The organism is Enterococcus sp. AZ196 (genome assembly GCF_050498845.1).
GTDB lineage: Bacteria > Bacillota > Bacilli > Lactobacillales > Enterococcaceae > Enterococcus_A > Enterococcus_A murrayae.
Map to the genome: position 1 here is coordinate 1,720,531 of NZ_JBIPAM010000001.1, position 22,709 is coordinate 1,743,239.

19 protein-coding genes, 2 tRNA genes and 1 other annotated feature are annotated in these 22,709 nt (G+C 39.5%); of the genes, 4 read left to right on the forward strand and 17 right to left on the reverse strand.

Translation table 11 applies throughout. The features are described 5' to 3' along the window. Positions 1–122 precede the first annotated feature (122 nt). The 5 genes from IGI67_RS08415 to IGI67_RS08435 all read right to left on the reverse strand — a co-directional run bounded on the left by IGI67_RS08415 (position 123) and on the right by IGI67_RS08435 (position 8,249). Entirely contained in the window at positions 123–2,762 is a 2,640-nt protein-coding gene (locus tag IGI67_RS08415; protein ID WP_429957393.1) for a valine--tRNA ligase, read from the reverse strand. Positions 2,763–2,956: 194 nt separating this feature from the next. Next, positions 2,957–3,170, reverse strand: a binding site (T-box leader). A gap of 33 nt (positions 3,171–3,203) precedes the next feature. Then, positions 3,204–3,839 (reverse strand): redox-sensing transcriptional repressor Rex, encoded by a 636-nt coding sequence (locus tag IGI67_RS08420; RefSeq protein ID WP_429957394.1) that lies wholly within the window; start codon positions 3,837–3,839, stop codon positions 3,204–3,206. Between the two features lie 173 nt (positions 3,840–4,012). Continuing rightward, positions 4,013–5,221: a tRNA uracil 4-sulfurtransferase ThiI gene (thiI, locus tag IGI67_RS08425; RefSeq protein ID WP_207109409.1), complete on the reverse strand. Its 1,209-nt coding sequence runs from the start codon at positions 5,219–5,221 to the stop codon at positions 4,013–4,015. Positions 5,222–5,259: 38 nt separating this feature from the next. Next, complete coding sequence (locus tag IGI67_RS08430; RefSeq protein WP_429957395.1) at positions 5,260–6,402, reverse strand: cysteine desulfurase family protein; 1,143 nt, start codon at positions 6,400–6,402, stop codon at positions 5,260–5,262. 125 nt (positions 6,403–6,527) lie between these two features. Beyond that, positions 6,528–8,249, reverse strand: a complete 1,722-nt coding sequence (locus tag IGI67_RS08435) for a septation ring formation regulator EzrA (protein WP_429957396.1) — start codon at positions 8,247–8,249, stop codon at positions 6,528–6,530. Positions 8,250–8,565: 316 nt separating this feature from the next. Between IGI67_RS08435 and IGI67_RS08440 the strand changes: the two genes are divergently transcribed. After that, on the forward strand, positions 8,566–9,918 hold the full coding sequence (locus tag IGI67_RS08440; protein ID WP_429957397.1) for an aspartate kinase: 1,353 nt from the start codon (positions 8,566–8,568) through the stop codon (positions 9,916–9,918). A 67-nt stretch (positions 9,919–9,985) separates the two neighbouring features. Here the strand turns inward: IGI67_RS08440 and IGI67_RS08445 are convergent, their stop codons facing one another. The 3 genes from IGI67_RS08445 to IGI67_RS08455 all read right to left on the reverse strand — a co-directional run bounded on the left by IGI67_RS08445 (position 9,986) and on the right by IGI67_RS08455 (position 12,242). Beyond that, positions 9,986–10,495, reverse strand: coding sequence for an HAD family hydrolase (locus IGI67_RS08445; RefSeq protein WP_429957398.1), 510 nt, complete (start codon positions 10,493–10,495; stop codon positions 9,986–9,988). Between the two features lie 66 nt (positions 10,496–10,561). Then, positions 10,562–11,398: a Cof-type HAD-IIB family hydrolase gene (locus IGI67_RS08450; RefSeq protein WP_429957399.1), complete on the reverse strand. Its 837-nt coding sequence runs from the start codon at positions 11,396–11,398 to the stop codon at positions 10,562–10,564. Between the two features lie 13 nt (positions 11,399–11,411). Then, positions 11,412–12,242 carry a DUF72 domain-containing protein gene (locus IGI67_RS08455; protein ID WP_429957400.1) on the reverse strand — a complete coding sequence of 277 codons (831 nt, stop codon included), beginning with the start codon at positions 12,240–12,242 and terminating at the stop codon, positions 11,412–11,414. Between the two features lie 89 nt (positions 12,243–12,331). On the opposite strand from IGI67_RS08455, the gene IGI67_RS08460 reads away from it, so the two are divergent. Continuing rightward, positions 12,332–13,306 carry an asparaginase gene (locus tag IGI67_RS08460; RefSeq protein WP_207109416.1) on the forward strand — a complete coding sequence of 325 codons (975 nt, stop codon included), beginning with the start codon at positions 12,332–12,334 and terminating at the stop codon, positions 13,304–13,306. Between the two features lie 70 nt (positions 13,307–13,376). Here the strand turns inward: IGI67_RS08460 and IGI67_RS08465 are convergent, their stop codons facing one another. From IGI67_RS08465 to IGI67_RS08490, 6 genes are all read right to left on the reverse strand, one after another. Further along, positions 13,377–14,114, reverse strand: coding sequence for an acyl-[acyl-carrier-protein] thioesterase (locus tag IGI67_RS08465; RefSeq protein WP_429957401.1), 738 nt, complete (start codon positions 14,112–14,114; stop codon positions 13,377–13,379). Then, a complete protein-coding gene (locus tag IGI67_RS08470; protein WP_429957402.1) occupies positions 14,115–14,948 on the reverse strand; it encodes a fructosamine kinase family protein in 834 nt (277 codons plus the stop codon). A gap of 12 nt (positions 14,949–14,960) precedes the next feature. Then, positions 14,961–15,746, reverse strand: coding sequence for a tyrosine-protein phosphatase (locus IGI67_RS08475; RefSeq protein ID WP_429957403.1), 786 nt, complete (start codon positions 15,744–15,746; stop codon positions 14,961–14,963). Positions 15,747–16,066: 320 nt separating this feature from the next. Further along, the gene (locus IGI67_RS08480; RefSeq protein WP_207109420.1) at positions 16,067–17,395 is read right to left on the reverse strand and encodes an aminopeptidase C; all 1,329 of its coding nucleotides are present in this window, start codon (positions 17,393–17,395) and stop codon (positions 16,067–16,069) included. A 58-nt stretch (positions 17,396–17,453) separates the two neighbouring features. Next, complete coding sequence (locus IGI67_RS08485) at positions 17,454–18,425, reverse strand: acyltransferase family protein (protein ID WP_429957404.1); 972 nt, start codon at positions 18,423–18,425, stop codon at positions 17,454–17,456. Positions 18,426–18,607: 182 nt separating this feature from the next. After that, a tRNA-Asn gene (locus tag IGI67_RS08490) sits at positions 18,608–18,681 on the reverse strand. 109 nt (positions 18,682–18,790) lie between these two features. On the opposite strand from IGI67_RS08490, the gene IGI67_RS08495 reads away from it, so the two are divergent. Both IGI67_RS08495 and IGI67_RS08500 read left to right on the forward strand, forming a co-directional pair. Next, the gene (locus tag IGI67_RS08495) at positions 18,791–19,942 is read left to right on the forward strand and encodes a serine hydrolase domain-containing protein (RefSeq protein WP_429957405.1); all 1,152 of its coding nucleotides are present in this window, start codon (positions 18,791–18,793) and stop codon (positions 19,940–19,942) included. A 115-nt stretch (positions 19,943–20,057) separates the two neighbouring features. After that, positions 20,058–20,130: transfer RNA gene (locus IGI67_RS08500), tRNA-Thr, on the forward strand. Between the two features lie 30 nt (positions 20,131–20,160). Here the strand turns inward: IGI67_RS08500 and IGI67_RS08505 are convergent. From IGI67_RS08505 to lacC, 3 genes are all read right to left on the reverse strand, one after another. After that, positions 20,161–20,805, reverse strand: a complete 645-nt coding sequence (locus IGI67_RS08505; protein ID WP_429957406.1) for a phosphatase PAP2 family protein — start codon at positions 20,803–20,805, stop codon at positions 20,161–20,163. Positions 20,806–20,911: 106 nt separating this feature from the next. After that, entirely contained in the window at positions 20,912–21,505 is a 594-nt protein-coding gene (locus tag IGI67_RS08510) for a helix-turn-helix domain-containing protein (RefSeq protein ID WP_429957407.1), read from the reverse strand. Positions 21,506–21,765: 260 nt separating this feature from the next. Continuing rightward, a complete protein-coding gene (gene lacC, locus IGI67_RS08515; RefSeq protein WP_429957408.1) occupies positions 21,766–22,707 on the reverse strand; it encodes a tagatose-6-phosphate kinase in 942 nt (313 codons plus the stop codon). Positions 22,708–22,709 lie beyond the last annotated feature (2 nt).

A 22,709-nucleotide genomic window follows, 5' to 3' on the forward strand; every position in this document is an offset into this window, starting at 1 on the left:
AAAGAAAGATTGCTGTGTGCTGACGAAATCCTTCAAAAGGAATAAATAGTTCAGATTTCATTCTTATTGATTAGAAAAAAACAGGTACAGCTTTGGTAATGCTGCACCCGTTAATTATCTTTTTAAGAAATTGTCCGCAGGCTTTCAATACGTTCTTGAACCGCTGCTTGTTTTTCTAAATAATCTTTTTCTTTCGCACGTTCTTCAGCTACTACATTCTCAGGCGCATTTGCCACAAAACGCTCATTAGCTAATTTACCTTGAACACGTTTCACTTCGCCATTCCATTTCGCTAATTCTTTTTCTAATCGTTTGATTTCTTCTTCGATATTAATTAATCCCGCCAAAGGAAGATAAATTTCCGCGCCAGTCAATACAGCTGACATCGCTAAATCCGGCGCAGTAATATCACTTGAAATCACTAATTCTTCTGGATTGCAGAAGCGTTCGATATAGCTGGTGTTTTCGATTAGGAATTTATCAATTTTGACATCGTTGGTTTTGATTAGCAACGTGATTGGTTTAGAAAGCGGCGTATTCACTTCAGAACGAATATTACGAACCGAACGAATCAGCTCTTTCAAGACTTCCATTCCCTTTGCAGCTGTTTCATCGTTATTTTCTGGATGAACTACTGGATAATCAGCCACAACTAAAGACTCGCCTGTATGTGGAATCTTTGCCCAAATTTCTTCTGTTACGAATGGCATAATTGGATGCAATAGACGCAGTGTTTGATCTAATACGTAAACCAAGATGCTCTTCGTCGTTTGTTTAGCAGCATCATCTTCACCGTAAAGAATTTCTTTACTCATTTCGATGTACCAGTCACAGAAGTCATCCCACATGAAGTTGTACAATTGGCGACCTGCTTCACCAAATTCAAATTGATCAAATAAAGCAGTCACTTTTTCAATTGTTTCATTCAAACGGGTCAAAATCCAACGATCCGCCACGGTTTTCTCACCAGAAAAATCAATGTCGTCAGCCGTAAAACCTTCAACGTTCATGATTACGAAACGAGAAGCGTTCCAGATTTTATTGATAAAGTTCCAAGCGGCATCCATCTTTTCATAGCTGAAGCGCACGTCTTGGCCTGGTGCAGATCCCGTAGATAAGAACCAACGCAAGGCGTCAGCACCGTATTTTTCAATGACATCCATTGGATCGATCCCGTTACCTAGGGATTTACTCATTTTGCGGCCTTGTTCATCACGAATCAGACCGTGGATCAATACATTCTTGAATGGACGTTCATCGGTAAATTCCAAACTTTGGAAAATCATCCGGCTTACCCAGAAGAAAATAATGTCGTATCCTGTCACTAATGTGCTCGTTGGGAAGTAGCGCTTGTAATCTTCACTGCCTTCATCCGGCCAGCCCATCGTAGAAAACGGCCATAAAGCTGAGCTGAACCAAGTATCCAATACATCCGGATCTTGTTCCCAATTTTCGCTGTCCGCTGGAGCCTCCATGCCAACGTACATTTCACCAGTTTCTTTGTGATACCAAGCAGGGATACGATGCCCCCACCATAATTGACGAGAAATTACCCAGTCATGAACATTTTCCATCCATGTCATAAAGGTATTGTTGAAACGCGGCGGGAAGAATTCAACAGCATTATCGGTGTCTTGATTTTTCACCGCTTGATCCGCTAACGGACTCATTTTAACGAACCATTGAGTGGATAAACGAGGTTCTACTACAACACCGGTTCTTTCTGAATGCCCAACACTGTGAACCATTTTTTCAACTTTGATTAAACGTCCGATTTCTTTTAGATCGTCAACAATTGCTTTACGAGCTTCGAAACGATCCATTCCAGCATATTTGCCAGCTAAATCATTCATACTGCCGTCATCGTTCATGACATTTACTCGTGACAGATCATGGCGATTACCAACCTCAAAGTCATTTGGGTCATGGGCTGGAGTGATCTTAACCGCACCCGTTCCAAACTCACGCTCAACATAGCTGTCGGCAATGATCGGAATTTCTTTGTCTAATAATGGAAGAATCGCTTTTTTACCAATCAAATCTTTATAACGATCATCTTCTGGATGAACCGCGATCGCTGTATCCCCTAGCATTGTTTCTGGACGAGTCGTCGCAATCTCTAATACGCCGCTGCCGTCAGCCAATGGATAAGAAACATGGTAGAAAGCCCCTTCCACGTCTTTATGGATTACTTCAATATCAGACAAAGCGGTTTTGGCTTGCGGATCCCAGTTAATGATATACTCACCACGATAGATTAAGTCCTTTTCATATAAAGAAACAAATACTTTGCGAACTGCATCGGACAACCCTTCATCAAGGGTAAAACGCTCACGGCCATAATCAAGAGATAAGCCTAACTTTGCCCATTGTTCACGAATATGACCGGCATATTCGTCCTTCCATTCCCAAACCTGATCGACAAATTTATCGCGACCAAGATCATATCGAGAAATTCCCTGTTCTCTTAATTTTTCTTCAACCTTTGCTTGAGTAGCAATACCAGCATGGTCCATTCCAGGCAACCATAAAGTATCAAACCCTTGCATCCGTTTTTGGCGAATAATCATATCTTGCAAAGTTGTGTCCCATGCATGGCCTAAATGCAATTTTCCGGTAACATTTGGCGGTGGAATCACAATAGAATAAGGTTTGGCTTGTTTATTTTCTGATGGCTTGAATAAATCTTGATCTAACCATTTTTGATAACGGCCCGCTTCAACTTCTTGCGGATTGAATTTTGTTGCTAAATTTTCAGTCATAGATTTTCCTCCTAAAGAATCATTGTTTTGTGAATAATTTGTGTTAGTTCGTTTAAGCTTAAGGACAAACTTTCATCGCTCCCTCATTCTGCTATTCAGCTTAAGCAATGATTTCTGTAAAATCTTTTTCAGATTTTCTAGAGCATAACCTGGATAAAGCAGAACTAACAAAAAAGTCCTAGAACACAAATGTGTTCTAGGACGTAAAATACGCGGTACCACCTAAATTGCAGAAAAATATCTGCCGCTCAAACATGCTGTAACGGTCATGTGCCGTGCGCTCTTACTTGATTCAGATCGCAAAACTCCCAAGCTACCTTCCATAAGTCAAAGTAAAGATGTTTCAGCCATGCATCTTCTCTCTAGAACCTTGATTTCTTATGTACTCCTCTTGTTCATCGTCTGAATCATTCTACAATGAACTCAGAAACTTGTAAAGTCCTACTGTCCATCAAAATAAATCAATGTCTGCAATTCTGAAGTTAAATCAATATAATGCACATGGACATTCTCAGGTACTTTCAGCGGGTCTGGAGCAAAATTTAGGATAGCTGTAATACCATTAGCAACCACTTGGTCAATCGCTCTTTGTGCGTTTTGACTTGGCACTGTTGAAATCGCAACGGTGATTTTTTCCTCCGCCAAAACATCATTCATTTCATCAATCGAATAAACATGGTATCCACAGATCTCATTACCGACCTTTTCGGGATCATTGTCAAAAGCACAAACGATATTCAAATTTTCATTCCGCCGAAAATTATTATTCAAAAGCGCTTGACCTAGATTCCCACAGCCAATCAATGCAATTCGTTTTTCCTCTTTTGTTTCTAGCATATCGCTAAAAACTTTGATCAAGTCACTGACATCATAGCCATAACCACTTCTGCCTAACTCGCCAAAATGAGAAAAATCACGACGAATCGTCGCAGAACCGACTTGAGTCATTTTACTTAGCTCAGAGGATTTGATACGTGTAATCCCATTCTTTTCTAAGCCTTTTAAACAACGCAAATACAAAGATAATCTTTTAGTTGTTGCTTTCGATAGTTGTGGTTTTTGAATTATCCGCTCCATGGTCGCTCTCCTTGTTTATCTTAATGAATTATTTTAAGTATATGTAATCCTAAATTTTAGAACCACGATTGTTTGTTAAACACTTCACATAAATGATTTTAACATGTAGAAAAAACAATAACAATCTTTTGCAAAAAAAAGAGCAAGAAAGTATTCTTTCCTGCTCACTAATATTATAAAAAATCTGCAAATTCTTCGTTTTTTTCCGCTTGAGCGGGTGTGATTTCTTCAATCTTTAATCCTGCTAAACAGCGGGACATTAATCCCTCAATATCGAAGCGTTCCTCCAATTCCAAAACCTTTTCCAATTTTGGCCGAGTTTTTGGTTGAGGCGGTGCAAAAATCGTACAGCAATCTTCAAACGGTTGAATGGCTAATTCAAAGGTATCGATCTTTTCTGCCAGCTCAATGATTTCCGTTTTATCCATCGTTACAACCGGACGAATAATCGGCGTAGTTGTAACTTCATTGATTGCTACCATACTATGTAGCGTCTGCGAAGCAACTTGCCCTAAGGATTCCCCATTGATAATCACCAAACCATAACGCATTTCACGGATTGCATCTGTTATGCGCAACATCATGCGTCTCGTCAACGTCATCCAATATCCTTGCGGACTATGTTTCTTGATTTCTTCTTGAATCTCGGTGAATGGTACTTCAATAAATTGAATACCGCCAACATAAGGAGTTAATTTCTCAGTTAGGTCCTTCGCCTTTTGCAGCGCTTGTTCGCTCGTATAAGGAGGGCTTGCAAAATGAACTGCTTCGATTTCAACACCGCGCTTCATTGCTAGGTAGCCAGCAACTGGTGAATCGATTCCCCCAGACAGCATCAACATACCGCGTCCGCTAGTCCCTACCGGCAGTCCGCCAGCTCCTTTGATGGTTTCATATGAAAGGTAAGCACCATCACGACGAATCTCAACGCGCAGATTAATATCCGGACGCTTCATCTGTGCTTTAATCTCTGGGCAAACATCCATCACTGCGTTTCCTAAAAATTGCTGAAGCTCGTGACTATCCAATTCAAAGTTGTGGTCGCTGCGCTTTGCTGTGATTTTAAAGGTTTCCTTCCCAGTGTAGACCTCTTTCATGATTTGTTGTGTCATTTGTTTTAAGGCATCCAAATTTTTTTCCACACGAATACTAGGTGAAAACGTTTGAATACCAAAAACTTTCTCTAATCTAGGTAAAACCAAATGACTTGCTTCGCCATTTAATAAGATATGCATTCGGTCGCGCTCTGCATGAATCTTCAACTCAGGGAATTCCGCCAGTGCACCACGTACATTTTGTGCTAATCGCATGATGAAACTGCGTCGATTCTTCCCTTTTGTCGATAACTCACCATAACGCACCATAATTTCAGTATATTGCACGATCATTCTCCTCATTTACTATTTAAGTAGCTTTTTCTTTAGTTGATCTTCGAAAATTTATTATATAGATGATTGAATACCACCATAAATTGCTCTGCTTCTGCCATTGTGTTGCCTTCATCCAAACTTACACGTACTGCTGTTGTTGCAACATCGTGAGGGACATTCATCGCATGAAGAGTTGAACTATCCACTTTTTTACGACTAGAACAAGCACTCGTAGTCGAGACAAAGATTTGCTTTTCTTCCAATGCGTGCACTAAAACTTCTCCACGAATTCCTTTGATCCCAAAAGTTAAAATATGAGGAGCAAAATTTTCTTCACCTGAGAAAATCGTTACTTTATCATAACTGGTTAACGCCTCTTTTAAATATTGACGAATAACAGCTGTATGATTTGGTCGTTCTGCTTTTTTCTCAAGATGCAGTCGTAAAGCGCGACTCATAGCTACAATCGCAGGAAGATTTTCAGTCGTTGCTCTTTGGCCGCTTTCTTGCCCTCCGCCATTTAATAATGGGGCTAGCTTTCTCCCAGCTTTCCAATAAATGAAGCCTACACCACGTGGCCCATGGAACTTATGAGCAGAAAAAGTCGCAAAATCAACTCGGGGAGTCAACCACTCCGCTTGATCAACTTTTCCAACGGCTTGTACAGCATCCACATGAAAATGAATCGTCGGGTAACTTTCCAGAATAGCACTAATAGCTTTGATCGGCTGAATCGCCCCCATCTCATTATTAACTCCCATAATAGAAACTAAAATCGTTTCAGGGCGAATCAATTCTACAAGTTTTTCTACTTGCACAAAACCGGTTTGATCAACAGGGATCACACTCACTTCATATCCAAGTTCTTTCAGCTGCTCCGCTGTACGACTAACTGCTGGATGCTCTACGCTGGAAATAATAATATGGTTCCCATAGTCTCGCTTGGCAATCGCTGTACCTTTTAATACCCAATTGTCTCCTTCTGTCCCTCCGCTAGTAAAAAAGATTTCATTGGCTTGAACACTCAGAAGCTCCGCTATTTGTTTACGCGCTTGCTGCAGTAAGCGCTTTGCCTGTGTACCTAAATCATGCAAACTTGAGGGGTTCCCCATAATACGTTGACTAGTTTTTACATATGTATCTAATGCTAACGGATAAATCGCAGTCGTTGCACTATTATCAAAATAAATCATTCTCTGACCTTCCTTCAAAAATTCTTTCCTATTATAGCGAGAATGTTGCAAGTCTTCAAGTATTCCTTATAAATATGGAAATCCATGGAAACATTCGAAAAAATAAGCTGAGCGATACGCTCAGCTTATACTAAATCTCGGTTGTTGAAATAAAAATCTTCGATTCGTTTGAATGCTCCTGGTTCAACACGTTCAAGCGCTGTACCGATTTCATCCAAAGCATCTTGATAACGGTATTCTTTGTTGAATAACTCTAAACTATTTTCAATCGCGTTCTTAATGTCAGGATGTGTATGACGGTAACGATTTGCATATTGCATCATTTGTTCTGTCAATGCAGCAGCATCAACTAAATCGTACGTCTTTTGATCCAGCATTTCCATATCTTCATCACAGAGGCTAACTAGTTTGTTGATATCCTGCATGTTGATTCGAATCTTATTTAATGACTTACTCAATTCTTCAACCCGATCAGTTGCTACAAAGAAGAATTCTAAGTAATCTCCTGGTAAACCAGGCAAACGCTGTTGCTCTACATAACGTTTCAAGTTGCGTAAACGAAACTCATATTTCTCAATTTTGGCAGAAGCTTCTTTTTCACCTCTACGCAAATCATGCAAGTCATCATCGATTTCAACTTGTTTCGTTTCAATATCGTCTAAGACCTTAAACGCATCTTTATAAAATACTCGAACCTCTGAATATGGCAATTCGTGCTTGTCAATCTGCGGCTCCATATTACGGTTGCGTCGTTCCAATTCCTCGATCTCCGTCTGGAATCCGCGAGCTCGGCCTAATTCATTATTATTCAAAGCATAGCTTTGAGACGTATGATCTAACTCCACCATCAATTGATGATTATTGCGAGCCGCATGAGAGATATATTCACCGATTGTTTTGCGATTCGTTAAAACATATTTTTTGGCTTCGAATTCTTTTTCCAACACCACGTAAAGATCATCGATCAGTTCAGCCGTTTCTTTATTGGCAGTTTCAACCGTACTCAATTCGATTTTTTCTAGATCTTCCAATGAGCGTTCTACATGCTTTTTCACTTTATCCAAACGCTCTTCAAAGTTATCTTCTGGTAAAACGAAATTATCTACCATCATTTTCTTGTAGGTTTTTTCTAACTCATCAATTTGGCCTGGAAATGTTTTTTCTAAATCTTCATAGATTGTTGGAACCTTTTGCATTGTTGCTTGAACTTCATAGGTATGTTTCTCAGCATCGTCTAATACTTCTCGTGCTTCAATTGGATCACCTGAAGTATTCAACGTTACAAATTGTGTAAACTCGATTTCAACATTTTTTACTTGTTTCTGAATTTCTGGTAAAGCAGGTCCAAAGTTGTCTTTTTTCTCTTTCAGATCCTTCTTTAATTCTTCAAAAACATCTAAGGCTTGCTGCACAGCCAGTGAATTCCGTTCCTCAGTTTCCCGTAATTCCTTCAGCCCTGTACGAATGCCTTCAACTTCTTCTTCCATCTCTGTCATTGTACGTTCGGCACTTTCAATCGCTGATTTGCCCTTCATGAAACGAAAGGTTTCATTTTGACTCTCAACTTCAAAAATTTGACTTTCCAGTTCAGCAAAAGATTTTGTCGAAACATCCGTCCATTTTTGATTCCACTCACGGAAAGTATTCTGACTTTGACCGACAAGGTGCATTTTCTTCACTTCATCGACCTCTTCCACGACTGGAAGATCGAATAACGCTTCTTTCCTTTTATCAAGTTCTTTCAAGCGTTCTTGATTCTTTTTCTTCATCAGATAACCAATCAAGTATAAAGCGGCAGCCAAAATGACTAAGCCGATAACGATCCCTATGATTACATTACTTCCCATGTATGATTTTCCTTTCAACTATCAAGATTCAATTTATTTAATGGTTCATATATTCTTGTTTTTTGGCGAAAACATCTAACGTAGATTATAACACAAAAGACTTTTCTCTTCACTAGCTAGTTTAGAATTCATTTTGAAATGTTTATCGCACAGTCACTCTTCATATTAGCATTTTTTGGAATCCGCTTCAATTGTTATAAATTTAAGAAAAGTGTAATTTAATAAAAATTTCTATTCGTGAAAGCGGCAAAGCCCCTTGAAATTATGCGGCTTTTCAGATAATATTAAATCCACATTAAAATAAGAGGTGATTAAAGTGAAAGTGATCAAATTTGGCGGAAGCTCCGTGGCTTCGGCTGAACAACTAAAAAAAGTCTTAGCGATCGTTACTGACGACTCTAGCCGTCGTTTCGTCGTGGTTTCTGCTCCAGGAAAGCGAACCAATAAAGACAAAAAAGTCACCGACTTATTGATTCAATTTTACAATGCTGTTGTATACAAACATGAAACTGGAGAATTGATCCGTGAAATCGTCGCTCGCTATACAGAAATTGCTGCAGCGTTCCACGTCGACGAAGATATTGAAAAAAAATTCAGCGCTGAATTACGTCAACTTCAAGAAAACTATGACGAAACAAACGCTTATGCTTTAGACAGCTTTTTAGCTAGCGGAGAAAACTTGAATGCTCAGCTAGTTGCTGCATGTTTCAAAAAGAGCGGCATCAATGCACGCTACATAAATCCAAAGGAACTGGGAATCACCGTTTCTAACGAACCGCAAAATGCCCGAATTTTAGAGGAGTCCTACGAGAAAATTTATCAATGGCGCGACTCAAAAGAAATTTTGATTATTCCAGGATTTTTTGGCTACACCAAAGATGGACATCTCTGTACATTTTCACGAGGAGGCTCCGACATCACGGGTTCGATCGTTGCAGCGGGCTTGAAAGTAGATATGTATGAGAATTTTACTGATGTGGATGGGATCTTTGCTGCTAGTCCAAAATACATTCACGATCCAGAATTGATTGAATTTGCTACCTATCGCGAGATTCGCGAATTGACTTATGCAGGCTTCACAGTCTTTCATGATGAAGCTTTGATGCCGGCTTTTAAAGCACAAATTCCAGTTATTATTAAAAATACCAATAATCCTGAATGTCAGGGGACCTTAATTAAAAAGTCCTTTGATAGTGAAACTCGCAATGAAGTTGTTGGCGTTGCTAGTGATGGCGGGTTCTGCGGTATTACAATTGGCAAATATTTGCTAAACCGGGAAGTCGGAATCGTTCGGCGAATCCTGCAAATTCTTGAGGATCTGAGTATTGGTTTTGAACATATGCCTTCGGGAATTGATGACATCTCGATTATTTTAAGAGAACGGCAATTGACCCGCGATATTGAAGCAGAATTATTGAAACAAATTGAAGAAAAGATTCAGCCTGATCAATTATCAATCGAACATGGGCTTTCTGTTGTTGCACTGGTTGGTGAAGGAATGCGTGAACGACCCGGTACCACCTCTGACAGCACTGCTGCCCTAGCTCGAAAAAACGTTAACCTACGAATGATTTCGCAAGGTGCGGATGAGCGAAGCATCATCTTTGCAATCCGCAGTGAACAAGAACGGTTAGCTGTTCGATCGCTTTATTACACTTTCTTTGATTAAAGGAGCCTTTCTTTAAATCTGTTGGCCTGATACCTAATCCATTAAATAAAAAAAGGAAAAGCCAGTGCTATTCGGCTTTTCCTTTTTGTCTATCCAGCTCTTTTTGAATCAACGGTTCTGGAGCATACTTTTCTTGCCAATCATCAGGCTTCATCACTTTATTCGTTATCGGATGATATCTAGGTTTGCCATCAGGGAAAAGTTTGCCCATATTTGCGCGATGGACAATTTCAAAAATCGGTTTTGGATCCACGCCAATCAAGGCAAATGATCCATAAGTAAAATAAAGTAAATCAGTCAAAGCATCCACTTCCGCAATTAACGGGTCTGTTACTGGAGCAGCTTTTGCTAAAACTTTTTCTTTGGCTTGATCGACATCTTCATGAAGTTTTGCTACAAGGGCATTGAAGTCAGCTTCATCCCCTTCTGCAACACCATATAGAAATTCGACAATTTCTTCAACCTTAAAACCAGCGCGGAAGCTCCCGCGTTCTTTGGAGAATGCTTCTGGCTTCTCTGGCGGTATTGGGGCAAAAACCGTGTGAAACTCTCGTGCCATTTGATACGGTTCGTTCATCTATCAATACTCCCTATTCTTAAAAAGTGTAAAATATTGTCTATCATTTTCTCTGAAATTCAGTAATCAAATAACCTCATAATGTTTTAATGCTTGATAGATACCGTCCCTCTCGTTCGTCTCAGTTACATAATCAGCCTGTTCCTTTACTTCTGACAGACCATTTCCCATTGCCACTCCGATACCTACTTTTTGAATCATTTCAATATCATTGTAGTGATCACCAAAAGCCATTACCTCTTCTATATTAATTCCGGCTGCCTTAGTAAACTCTAATATTCCATGATACTTTGAACCGTCTTTAGGAACGATATCCACAGAATAAGGATTTGAACGTTGGAAAGAACAATCTGGCAAGCGTTCCTGCAAGCTTTGTGCTTCGTTTTCTGCACTAAAGAGTACACATTGGTAAATCGGCTCTTGTAAAATAGATAATTTTTTATACCTGCCCTTTTCTCGATTCGGACTAAAAGACTGCAATAATCGACGAGTCGACCTTACAGGAAACCATCTAGGCATCCAGCCAGCAATTTTTTTTAGCAGCGAGTTTTGTGACCATTTCATCAAGTGGCTGCCATCCACACGATAGCGACCGCCAAAAATAATTTGACGATGCTCATCGTCCGCAAAATCCACGATCTTTTGTAATGTCTCAGCAGAAAACGCCCGTTGAAAAATCTCTTTTTCTTTCGTATAAACCAACTGTCCGTTGTACATGACATAAACATCCAAAGGCAGCTGTTCAATCCGTTCTTCGATTTTTACTGGGCCTCGTCCCGTTGCTATTCCACAAAAAATCCCTTGATCTTGAGCTAACCGAATCGCTTCGCGGGTGCTGTCCAGCACCTTAGAATCACCAGTTATCAAGGTTCCGTCTATATCAAAAAAAATGGCTTTTATCATGGCTCTCCCTCGTTCAAAATAAATCGATTTGACTTGGATTCAATCCTTCATAATCCAGTTGAAGAATTTTTTTCAATTGCATAGCATTATCGGCGGCATCTCCACCAGAATTATTATTAAAAATGACGCCAATTTCTGCGGACTCCTCGGCTGCTTGTCTAACCTTATTCCCCAAGTCCTTCAATTCAGCCTCGTTGTAGCGGTATAAAGTACGCTTCTTGCGCCAATCACCAGTCCGATCGTTCCAATACGCTTGATTCCTTCCGTGAAAACGAAACAGACTAAAATTTTTATTCGTCACCGTAGAATCTAACGGAACAGTATCCGGTAATTGCGGCTCATCCACCATCACCAAACTAAAATCCAATGTTCTCATCAATTGTTTTGTTTTCTCAATTAATTCTTCAGCATACCAACTGTAATCTCGCAGTTCTATTGCTACAGGTAAATCAGGGAATAACTCCCGCAGTGTCTCTAAATAAGCGACGTTTTCTTTTGTACACTTAAATTGTGCCGGAAATTGTGCTAAAAAGCAAAATAACTTTCCACTTTCGATCATCGGCTTTAATGTTTCAAGAAAATGCTCCTGCATCGCTGCTATAGAAGGATAACTATCCTGCCATTTAGCCTGTCCTGTAAATCCCGCATATAGCTTAACCACAAAGCGAAAATCAGCTGGAACTTGTGTCAACCAGTTCTCAACCGAGCTCTTTTTGGTGATTCCATAATAATTCGTATCTAGCTCGACCAATGGCAGGTAACCGGCATACTCATACAAAGAAGAGGTCTTCTTACCAGTCAAGCTGCTGTGTTCATTAAAAGAAGTTAATCCAATTCGAATCATAGTATCCTAGCCTCCCTTTGTTTCATAGTATACAATAAGCATAGCAAAAAATTAGCAACAATGCGCTAATAACGAATGGAGTAATGATGATGAAACGGATTTTGATTTTACATACAGGCGGAACGATCTCAATGAGTCAAGATGCCGATGGTGCTGTACGTCCAGACAAAAAGAATCCTTTACTAGCGGCTGGGCAGGAATTACGTCTGCCAGCTGATATTGAATTGATCGTGGAAGATTTTTCTAACCTACCTTCCCCCCACATCACTGTTGAGACAATGTTTGATTTGAAAGAGAGAATCAAGTCCGCTAAACAAGAAGGTCTGGACAGTGTCGTTATTACCCATGGAACAGATACTCTGGAAGAAACTGCTTATTTTCTAGAGATGACCATTGGTGATTTAATGCCGATTATTTTAACTGGCGCGATGCGTTCTATCAATGAATTAGGAAGTGATGGTCTTTACAATTTTGAATGTGCGATTCGTGTAGCGGCTTCAGACAATGCTATTGGTAAAGGTGTGCTCGTTGTCATGAATGATGAAGTTCACAGCGCTCGTTATGTAACAAAAACCCATACAACAAATGTAGCAACTTTTCGGACCCCAACCTTAGGACCCATCGGCCTAGTCACGAAATCAAAGATACTTTTCAAGCAAGAATTGCCTAAAACAACTCGCTATGATATCAACAGCTTTGACGCAATGATCCCAATCATTAAGGTTTTTGCAGGAATGCAGGGCGACTTCTTCGAGATCCTTGATCAAGCCATTACAGTCGATGGACTAGTAGTTGAGGCGCTCGGTGCTGGTAACTTGCCTCCGCAAACCTTACCGCCTTTTTATCATTTATTGGAACAAGGTCTACCGATTGTCCTTGTTTCACGCTGCTTTAACGGTATCGCTGAACCAGTTTATGACTATCATGGCGGTGGTGTAGAGTTGGCACAACATGGTGTCATCTTCTGCAACGGAATCAATAGTCAAAAAGCTCGTTTAAAATTATTGATTGCGTTAAATGCTCACTTATCAAAAGAAGAATTAAAACACTTTATGGAAGAGTAGGTCCATTCTTTCAATTATTAAAATCTGAAGTATGAACAAAGCAAAAAGAAGTTAAATCGATTATTCCGATTTAACTTCTTTTTTGCCATAATATATTCGCTTCACAAGCAAGCTGATCACCGAGGCGAATCTCATGACGGGTTTTTACTTCTTTGTCTGCGACAATTTCGTAGAAGCTTTCGATATCATTGCCGTACAATACTTCCTTATCGAATTTTACATTCACATATGTTGGATCATGATGTGTCATAAAATCATAGCCTAGTACATCGATCAACCAATTAAAATACATAGCATTATTCACGTGATGATTACTGTCAAGGTCATAGTAGCGTACATGATACAATTGCTTCAGATCCCCTTCGACCTTTTCAATCTTTGGCCAGCGGCGAATTTTCTTGACCTGTGGTGATTCATAGGGTGCCATAAGATTTGCGTCGACACTGCTCATCTTGCGATTTTCGATGTCCATCAATACAAAAGACATATCGATTTTCAATAATTCTGCACCCTCTGCATCGTAGACCCAATAACTTCGATAGCAAAAATAGCGGTTGAATTCTGTTGGCTCGGTCACAATCGTAACCTTTTCGCCAACCTGAGGTAAACGATGGATTGCTATTTCCGTTTGTGTAATCACCCAAGTTATACCTAAAGTATTGATATAATCTGTTCCCCGCTCCAGCTCATCGCTTTGATCAGATGAGGCCTTGATAGCAACACTTAATAAAGCTGGAAACGTCATATTCTGGTTGATATCGCACTCATAATATGCGACTTCATGATGAATGGTGTATCTCTTTCCCAATTACTTTCCTCCTAAAGCTAAGACGCGATCTACCGCATCTCCGTAGGTCTCCCCAAAAATATTCAGGTGAACCAGCAGATAATAAAGTTGGTAGATAGCCAGTCGATCTTGCCAACCTTCACGCATCGGCATAATTTCTTGATAGCTGTCAATAAATTCATGACGGAAGCCGCCAAATAGTTGGGACATAGCAATATCCATTTCTCGATGACCATAAGAAACTGCCGGATCTACAAAGACCGGTCGACCTTGCGTATCAAAAAAAGTATTGCCGCTCCAAAAATCGCCGTGCAATAAAGTTGGTTCAAAAGACATTGTACCCCATTTTTGATAAATCCACTCTTTAAATAACTGATAATTTTTTTCTCTGCGTGCCGTCCAATGGTTTCGCCCATTAGCAATTTCTATCTGGACCTCTAATCGATTTGTCAAATAAAAGTCCCACCAGTTATCTGAAGGCGTGTTGATCTGAGGCAATAGACCCATGAAATTATTTCTTTTATAACCAAACTTGATTGCTTTGATTTCGTGAAGCTTGCCAAGTTCATGAGCCAAGTCTTGTTGGTTGCCTTCTCCAGGCTCGATCCACTCCATCAAAAGATACGCCGCATCGGCATAACTTCCATGCTGATAAACCTCTGGTACTCGCACTGCGTTTCCTAGTTCTGCTAATCCATCGACCTCCGCCTGAAAAAAATCTGACGACATTTGCGGATGGTATTTCAAAAAATAATTATTTTTTCCATCTGTTACCCGATACGCCTGATTGATATCTCCGCCGCCAATCGGTATTACTTTTGTTTGCATGTTTAAATAATTCAGCAACTCATTCATTTCGTCAACTCCTTACAACAAATAGATTTTCTGCAGATCTTTGATTTCATGTGTGGATATCCCGATCCCTTCATGAACAAACTGTCCCACTGTTCCATAATGTTCTTTGATTTGTTCAAAACTAGTCTCTAAATAGACCTCCTTAGCAGACATCATATCTTCGATCCCGTGTAACGCCTCAGCTGATATACCTGCGAGCTCTGCTTTTTTGTACATCTCCTGTACGACTTTCTTTAAATACCGATTCGTCGCCAAATAATCTTCTACAATTGTTTCACTCTCCACGCCTAAGCAATGTAGCAAAAGTATCGCCGCGAAGCCTGTCCGATCTTTTCCAGCTGTGCAATGAAAAAGTAGGCTCTCATCAGCTTTATGATTGTCTAGTACTAAATCAAAAAATTTACGGTATTGACCGCGAATGTGCTGATCAGTCACAAAATGCTTATACACTTCAACCATCTGTTGAAGGGCATTTTCACCATCTTGCATTCGCTGCATCATTTTTTTGGGCGAAGCCGATGCCGTTTCGGTCTCCTTGAGTGGGAAAATCGGTAAAAAAATATTCGAAGCCTCGGGTATTTCTTGATCAGGCTGGGCAGTTCGTTCCTCAAGTGAACGAAAATCAACAACTTTTTTGATACCGTACTCGCTTAAATATTGTTTATCCTGTGCGTCTAAGTGATTGATGTTAGCAGATCGGATCAATTTGCGATGGGCAACTTTTCGACCGTCCGTTGTTTCATAGCCACCCAATTCTCGTATGTTTTCAGCATGTCGAACAGCTAAATGTTTAGACATCCAACCAACCTCCTTTTTGCTAAAAGTATAGCACATCAAAAAAGAAAACGCTTTTCATAATAGAAACAACATTGTGTCAAGAATGTGTGCTCCTCCGTTCCCACAGCACTTTATTAGAGGAAATTTTACCTTATGATCATACAAAAAAGGCCTCACGAACTTGCTCAACTTTTGAACAATAAGACCAAAATATTTCTAAATTGCTTCTCAAATTTCGAAATATTTTTGCTTATTGCCGATAAAGTTAGTTCGTGAAGCCGGACATGGATATACCTGCTGCAAAGCGATTTATTCATGTGAAAATTATATACTTTTTAGTATTAAGCTAATGCTCCCATGGGATCCCATGGTGACAAAATGGTCGGTTCTGCTTCAAAAGCAGCTAATTGTTCTGGTGTCAAAAGTTCTTTCCGAACAACGATTTGATACGTATACTCGTCCATCCATTCATCACTCATTACAAAGAAACCTTTGTCACCAACTTTTTCACCCCAGCTATTTTCGACTTTCCATTTTTTCGCTTGATTATCAATCAAATCTACACCCGTTAGTACCATCGCATGAGTCATCAAACTTTCGCCGTAGTCTAACCGTTCTGCTTTAGTCATTGTCAGATCAACATCAAATAGGTCCTCAACATCATAGGCATCTAAAGCCATAATGCCGCTGTCCCGAGTAGATGACTGGCCAACATCACAGCCAAACCAAACAGATTCGCCTTGCTCTAGCTGTTTGATCGCCAACGCTTTGAAGTCATTCATTTCAAGGTTCAAGTATTTCACTTGTTTCCCATCAACTACATTTCCTAACATATCCACAGTGTATGACTTCATAAAAGGCTTATCTTCCGTTGGCGCATTGATGATACTAACATAATCATCTAAATCCACTCCCACGTATTTCTCATAGAAGCTTTGAGGCGTCAATCCTCTATCTAAATGATAGTTTTTTTCATCATCGCGATACTCGAAATCAAATACAGTTGGCGGTGTCCCTAATGAGATCGCTAAAAGATTATAGACTTCTTGCAGCATCGCCTCACGGTTGGCTTGTATTTCTTCAGAAGTAGCATCTTCTGCCACCATTTGTCGCAATAGAACGGCATGTTTGCGTAACAATTTATTCAAATAATTGTTTAAATCACGTGAATTCGAGCTGTTGCTGCTTTCTGGCATTACACTTTTCGGTACGACACCATATTTTTGGAAAAGCGACACGATCATGTCCCATTGTCCACCATCTTGTTGGGGTGTTTGCAGTAAAAAGGCTACTTCTCGACTCGCCACGGACTGTTCTGCTGTATTTAAAATATTCTCATAGAAATAATTCGCTTTTTCATATTTATCCCAAAAGAAAGTATAGTTTTGGGAAAGTTCAAAATCCTTCAACTGAAATGTCGTCAATAATTTATGGCGGAAGGTATTCAGCGCCGCAAACATCCAGCAGCGTCCAGATTGTTTTTGATTTGCTACTTTTCCAGTTGCAAGATCAATTGAGAAAACCGGCGTATTCTCAACATGTGTCTGTATATTCTCTGCTGAAGCTCGAATACCATTTTTTACTACGCCTCGCTGCAGCGCGACTTGTTTTGAGTTTTTAGCAAAAGCTTCACGAAAAGCGTGGGTTCGTTCATTAGTAATTTTTGACATAAAAAAAACGCCTCCTTGCACCTCATTTTACGCTTAATGGGGCAAAGAGACAATTAGTTTACAAACTCGGCTGTAAAACCCGTTTTCCTTTTTTTATCCATTGACCAACACGTCTGCTTGATAAGGCTGCGGTCAGCAGCATGCTGCCTATAAATAATAAGACTAGCTCTAACGAACTGATTTCAAAATCATACTCCAGTGCTCGCAATCCCTTGACTAAAAAACCATGGAGCAAATAGACCGTTAACGTATTTTTTCCCCAATTAGAGAAAAAATGACGTTCTTTTGGAACCAACAGTAAAAAGGCAATAATTCCAATCAAACCTGCCACGAAAAAGAGCAAGCGTTGCGGTCCGCCGAGTAGCGGATGAGCCAAGTAATCCTCATAAGGTTTAGACCCAAAGACCCAATATTTGTTGATCAAATCATTTCCCTGAATAAACAGAAACAGGCCGCTAAACAAGAGGAGCGCCATCCATTTCTTAGGATAGGCTTTCAACTTTTCGACCCAGCTTTTCGGGATTACATATCCCAACATAAAATAAGGAAAAAAAGCCAATGTTCGTTGAATCGCTAAATAACGATCAAAAATCGGGAAGTATCCAACTAAGAGTGCAAGAATCACACTTCCTATCAAAACCTGCTTCACAGAAAAATAGTTTATTAAGTGTAGCAGGACATTCCACCCGAACAAACTCAATAAAAACCAAAGCGACCATTGCGGAATTCCAAGATCCAAACTAAAAGAGTCCTGCAGGCCAATTAAGGTGTAATAGCATGAATAAAGTACTTGGAAAAAAAGATACGGAAGCAATAACTTCTTCACTAAACTCATAATTGGCTTGGGGCCATTTTTAGCGAAATATCCTGAAATCAGAATAAACGCTGGCATGTGAAAAGTAAAAATGAAATAGTACAAGTCATTGTACAATGGATGATCATCCATGAATGGCTGCAAAAAGTGCCCAAACACAACTAAAATCATCAAAAAAAGTTTTGCATTGTCAAAATAGGCATCACGTTTTTCCATCCTGTCCCTCCTTATCATTATTAGTATAACGAGGTTTTTTTTCAGTTTCAAAGAGATCACACTAGTTTAGAAAAAGATCATGTTTTCCTCAATATTTCTCTCACATTTAACACGTTTATTCATAAAAAATTCACTTTTTAGGTGTAAAAAAATAGAGACAATCAAATGATCGTCTCTAGCAACTCCGGCAGTAGGACTCGAACCTACGACATCATGATTAACAGTCATGCGCTACTACCAACTGAGCTATGCCGGAAGAATACTTTATTATAATATCAATTTTTAAATCATCATGCAATCCTAAATGTTCAATATTTGATTGAGCTGTAGAATAAATCTATTTTAAGAGAACTAGAGGAATTTTTATGCCAAGAAGACTCCATCAAAAAAGAAAAAATCATAGACCGAAAATCGGTCTCTTTATCCTAATAATCATCCTTCTAACAATAAGTGGGATTTATATTGAACATATTCGCAATCAGCACAGCGCTGTGGAAAAGGCTGCTTCTACTAAGCTCATCCACTTACCTGCCACCACAGCTGCACAGATAGTAGAGCCTAAAGATGCTGTTTCTGCCCGTATTGAACAGGCACTAGTAGAAAAAAACTTCAGTGGAACTGCTCTGATCTTTCGACACGGTCAAATAATTTTGAATAAAGCTTATGGCTGGAAAAATCAAGCAAAAAGAATCCAGAATACAGTCGACACACAATACTGTATCGGCTCTGTTCAAAAAGGCCAAACTGCCTATCTAATCATGCAAGCAGTCAAGGCTGGTAAATTACGCTTGAACGAAAAGCTAAGTACGTTTTTCCCACAAATACCCAACAGTAAAAACATCTCTATTAAAGACATGTTAAACATGAGCTCTGGCTTGCGTATTGATGAAAAAAGAATCGATGCCTTAAAGACGACGGATACCAAAGAAATACTAAGTGAAACTATTCGCCAAACAACTGTAGCTCAAGATGCTGGTTATTCTTACCAGCCGGTAAATTATGTCCTATTGGCAGGTATTTTAGAAAAGCTTTATCAAACAGACTATAATACTTTGTTTGATAAAAAAATTAAGGAGCCGATGAAATTAAATGAAACTAGTTTTTTTTCGGAGAAAAATACAAATCAGGCACTCTCCTACTCTCTATCCGCTGCTGGTCCAATCTACGCTCCAACAGCCGCCTCTTCCTATGCAGATGAGTTAGGAACAGGGAATGTTTTTATGTCAGCAAAAGATTTGTATACTTATCTTCAGGCGCTTTTCAATGATCAGTTCTTAACGAATCCTGAACGGACTAAGCTATGGTATGCTTATCCAGGCGAAAAATATGCCAGCGGTCTCTACAATATGACAAATAGTTATCACACACGCGGTGTTAAAGCTCGCTTTGAAACAGTTGCTGATTTTTCTAAGGATGGACAAGATGGTGTTCTTCTACTTTCAAACGTTTGGAATCAGCCCAAGGGATACAACAATCTTGCTGGTCAATTGTATAAAATAGTCGCCACTAACACCTAATGACGACTATTTTATAAATAATTCACTTCAGACTTTTCCAATCAGTTTTTTTATACTCAGGGAGTTGACAAACAGCCTTTACTTCGCTATTCTATATCTTGTGTTAAATAACTATGCCGCCTTAGCTCAGCTGGTAGAGCGCCACCATGGTAAGGTGGAGGTCGTCGGTTCAAGCCCGACAGGTGGCTCTTCTAAAACCTTGAGAAATCAAGGTTTTTTTATTTATCTATATTTCTTTCGAGCATACCAGCATAACATGAGGCAATTGATAAGCCTAAAAGAATCCCTCCAAAAATATCTGTGATCCAGTGTACCCCTGATAACAGTCTTCCTATGACTAGGAAAAACAGCCCAATCAAGCAAAGATAGGATACAATTTCTTTTATCCTGCTTTGATCTTTCAACACACAAAAAGCAGTGAGTAAGACTGTAATTGCAAGAAATGTATGGCTTGATGGATAAGAAGGCTCCAATTGTCCCTCCACTAAGATCGGTCGATAATTAATGACTACGTGTTCAAAAAAGATATAGACAGCAGCTACCCCGGCATAAACAAAGCCTAAATAGAGGATCTCTTGATCGACTAATGACATTTTCTTACGCGTAATTAGCTGCCAAAATCCGTAAGTGGCAAAACAGCTCACGACCAATAATGGGAAAATTCCTATTATTTCTGTCACACGGTACCAGAACGAGTTCGTTCCAATTATATTCAGAAAATATTTATTGATCGTTGCAAATCCTACCTCAGACTGTTTCGGCCCTACCTTTTGTACGTCGATTACTTTCAAACTAATTGTATATATAACAAAAAGTAAAAATAATCCTATAGCGTTTCTCAATCGTTTCTGCTTTTTACTCATAGACTTTTCTCCTAACTCTTCTATTTGGATGTTATCCAAACAAAAAGTATCAGAATCGCCTAAGTATAAAAAGAATCGCATCGTCACTGGTATGTGACGATGCGTATCAACGCCTATCTAACGCGCTTAATCCTTTGACAGCTAAAATTATCAATAGATAGGTTGAAGGGTAAGGATGCCTAGTCATAATAAAAAGTAATGTACCGAACAACGTCAAAATCAAAGAAATTTTTATGACAGATGTCTGATCTCTGGTAGCAAACATAATTTCGTAGACCCCAAACAACGTAGTTAAAATAATAAAAATTGAAAGTATAGTCTTTAATGCTGCCGTTTCAGGCGACAATTGCCACATCGAAACAAAAACAATGCGGCTTTCTTGGGTTTGAGCAAAAATAGGCAAAAAAAGCAATAAACCGGTCATGCAGTCTAGGATTCCCAACAACAGACGCTGAAATTTCTGTTGCTGCTTTTTCTTATCATTTTCAGCAATTGAGATTAACTCACTATTAGAAAGTAGCTCATCAATTGATACATCAAAAACTTGAGAAATTGCCTTTAATGACTCGATGCTGGGAAATCCTCTTCCCGATTCCCACTTTGAAATTGCAGTTCGTGAGATAAACAGCTTCTCAGCTAATTCTTCTTGCGTCCAATGCTTGCTTTGGCGTAATTGTTTCAGTTTTTCGTTAAAATCCACTTCCGTACTCCTGTTCCTGTTGTCGTTTTTAGCTTCGCATAAATCATACCATAATAAAAAGAAGAGAAAGAGCCAGAGATTTTTTCCTCTAGCTCTTTCTAAATGATAGATTCTTGATTCATTTATTTCCCTCTGTATAAAATTCCTATTCAGTATGCAACACCGATAATAGCAGTTGATTACAAACATAGCAGAATCATATCCGTGGTAACCTGTAAAAATTGAGTTAGTTTCAAAAAATACTTAACTCTTAGATCGAGCTAACGCTCGATCTTTTTTACAGCAATTTTTGTAAAGTGCCGCTGTACATTTATTGGGTTCACGTGGCCTGTCGTTCTTTCTTGAGCGTTGGCCATTCCTGTTGCCATACAGAACTTCAGCAAATCTTCAGGCGGCATCGCTTGAGTCAGCCCATAAGCAAAGCCCGCAATTGTCGAGTCACCAGAACCTACTGGATTAACAACTTTGATTGTTGGAATCGTCACTCGATAGAATCGGTCTCTATGTTTGGCGAGTGCTCCTGCTTTGCCTAATGAAACAACGATCCATTCGATTCCAGCAAATAGTGGCTGCTCTAATGCTGTTTGGATATCCTTCAATTGTTCAATAGAAAAATCTTGCTCCAGTAACACTTCTAATTCTTCTAGATTAGGTTTGATCAAATAGGGCTTTACTTGCCCTTTTAAAACTTGCTTCAAACTTTCACCCGAGGTATCAACAAGCGCCTTGACTTCCTTTTCTCGAGCTACTTGAACCAGCTTTTGATAAAAGTCTTGCGGCAATCCCTTCGCTAAGCTTCCTGAAATGGTGACAATATCCGTTTGCTCAAGCAGTTCTTCAAATTTTTTCAAAAAAACGATTTTCTCTTCACCTGAGACAGTCGGGCCTGTTTCTAAAATCTCTGTTTGATTTCCTTCATGCAAAATAGCGATTGAATCACGTGTTTCTTCTTTAATGGGTGTAAACGCCTGATTGATTCCAGCCTTATTTAACTCTTCTGCGATGAATTTCCCATGAAACCCTCCAAGAACACCAGTCGCAAGCACCGCACCTCCTAGATCATGGATCACGCGGGTCACATTTAATCCTTTTCCACCTGCCGTCTTTGTCACCTGATCGGTTCGATTGACAGTATCCATTTTCAGTCTATCCAGCGGGTAGGAAATATCAATCGAGGGATTCATCGTTACAGTTACTATCACGA

Excerpts from the sequence above, each read along its gene's own strand:
- IGI67_RS08415 (WP_429957393.1), bottom strand. The coding sequence starts at position 2,762 with ATGACTGAAAATTTAGCAACAAAATTCAATCCGCAAGAAGTTGAAGCG.
- IGI67_RS08420 (WP_429957394.1), bottom strand. The coding sequence starts at position 3,839 with ATGGAGCGGATAATTCAAAAACCACAACTATCGAAAGCAACAACTAAA.
- IGI67_RS08430 (WP_429957395.1), bottom strand. The coding sequence starts at position 6,402 with ATGATTTATTTTGATAATAGTGCAACGACTGCGATTTATCCGTTAGCA.
- IGI67_RS08435 (WP_429957396.1), bottom strand. The coding sequence starts at position 8,249 with ATGGGAAGTAATGTAATCATAGGGATCGTTATCGGCTTAGTCATTTTG.
- IGI67_RS08445 (WP_429957398.1), bottom strand. The coding sequence starts at position 10,495 with ATGAACGAACCGTATCAAATGGCACGAGAGTTTCACACGGTTTTTGCC.
- IGI67_RS08450 (WP_429957399.1), bottom strand. The coding sequence starts at position 11,398 with ATGATAAAAGCCATTTTTTTTGATATAGACGGAACCTTGATAACTGGT.
- IGI67_RS08455 (WP_429957400.1), bottom strand. The coding sequence starts at position 12,242 with ATGATTCGAATTGGATTAACTTCTTTTAATGAACACAGCAGCTTGACT.
- IGI67_RS08460 (WP_207109416.1), top strand. The coding sequence starts at position 12,332 with ATGAAACGGATTTTGATTTTACATACAGGCGGAACGATCTCAATGAGT.
- IGI67_RS08470 (WP_429957402.1), bottom strand. The coding sequence starts at position 14,948 with ATGAATGAGTTGCTGAATTATTTAAACATGCAAACAAAAGTAATACCG.
- IGI67_RS08475 (WP_429957403.1), bottom strand. The coding sequence starts at position 15,746 with ATGTCTAAACATTTAGCTGTTCGACATGCTGAAAACATACGAGAATTG.
- IGI67_RS08480 (WP_207109420.1), bottom strand. The coding sequence starts at position 17,395 with ATGTCAAAAATTACTAATGAACGAACCCACGCTTTTCGTGAAGCTTTT.
- IGI67_RS08485 (WP_429957404.1), bottom strand. The coding sequence starts at position 18,425 with ATGGAAAAACGTGATGCCTATTTTGACAATGCAAAACTTTTTTTGATG.
- IGI67_RS08495 (WP_429957405.1), top strand. The coding sequence starts at position 18,791 with ATGCCAAGAAGACTCCATCAAAAAAGAAAAAATCATAGACCGAAAATC.
- IGI67_RS08505 (WP_429957406.1), bottom strand. The coding sequence starts at position 20,805 with ATGAGTAAAAAGCAGAAACGATTGAGAAACGCTATAGGATTATTTTTA.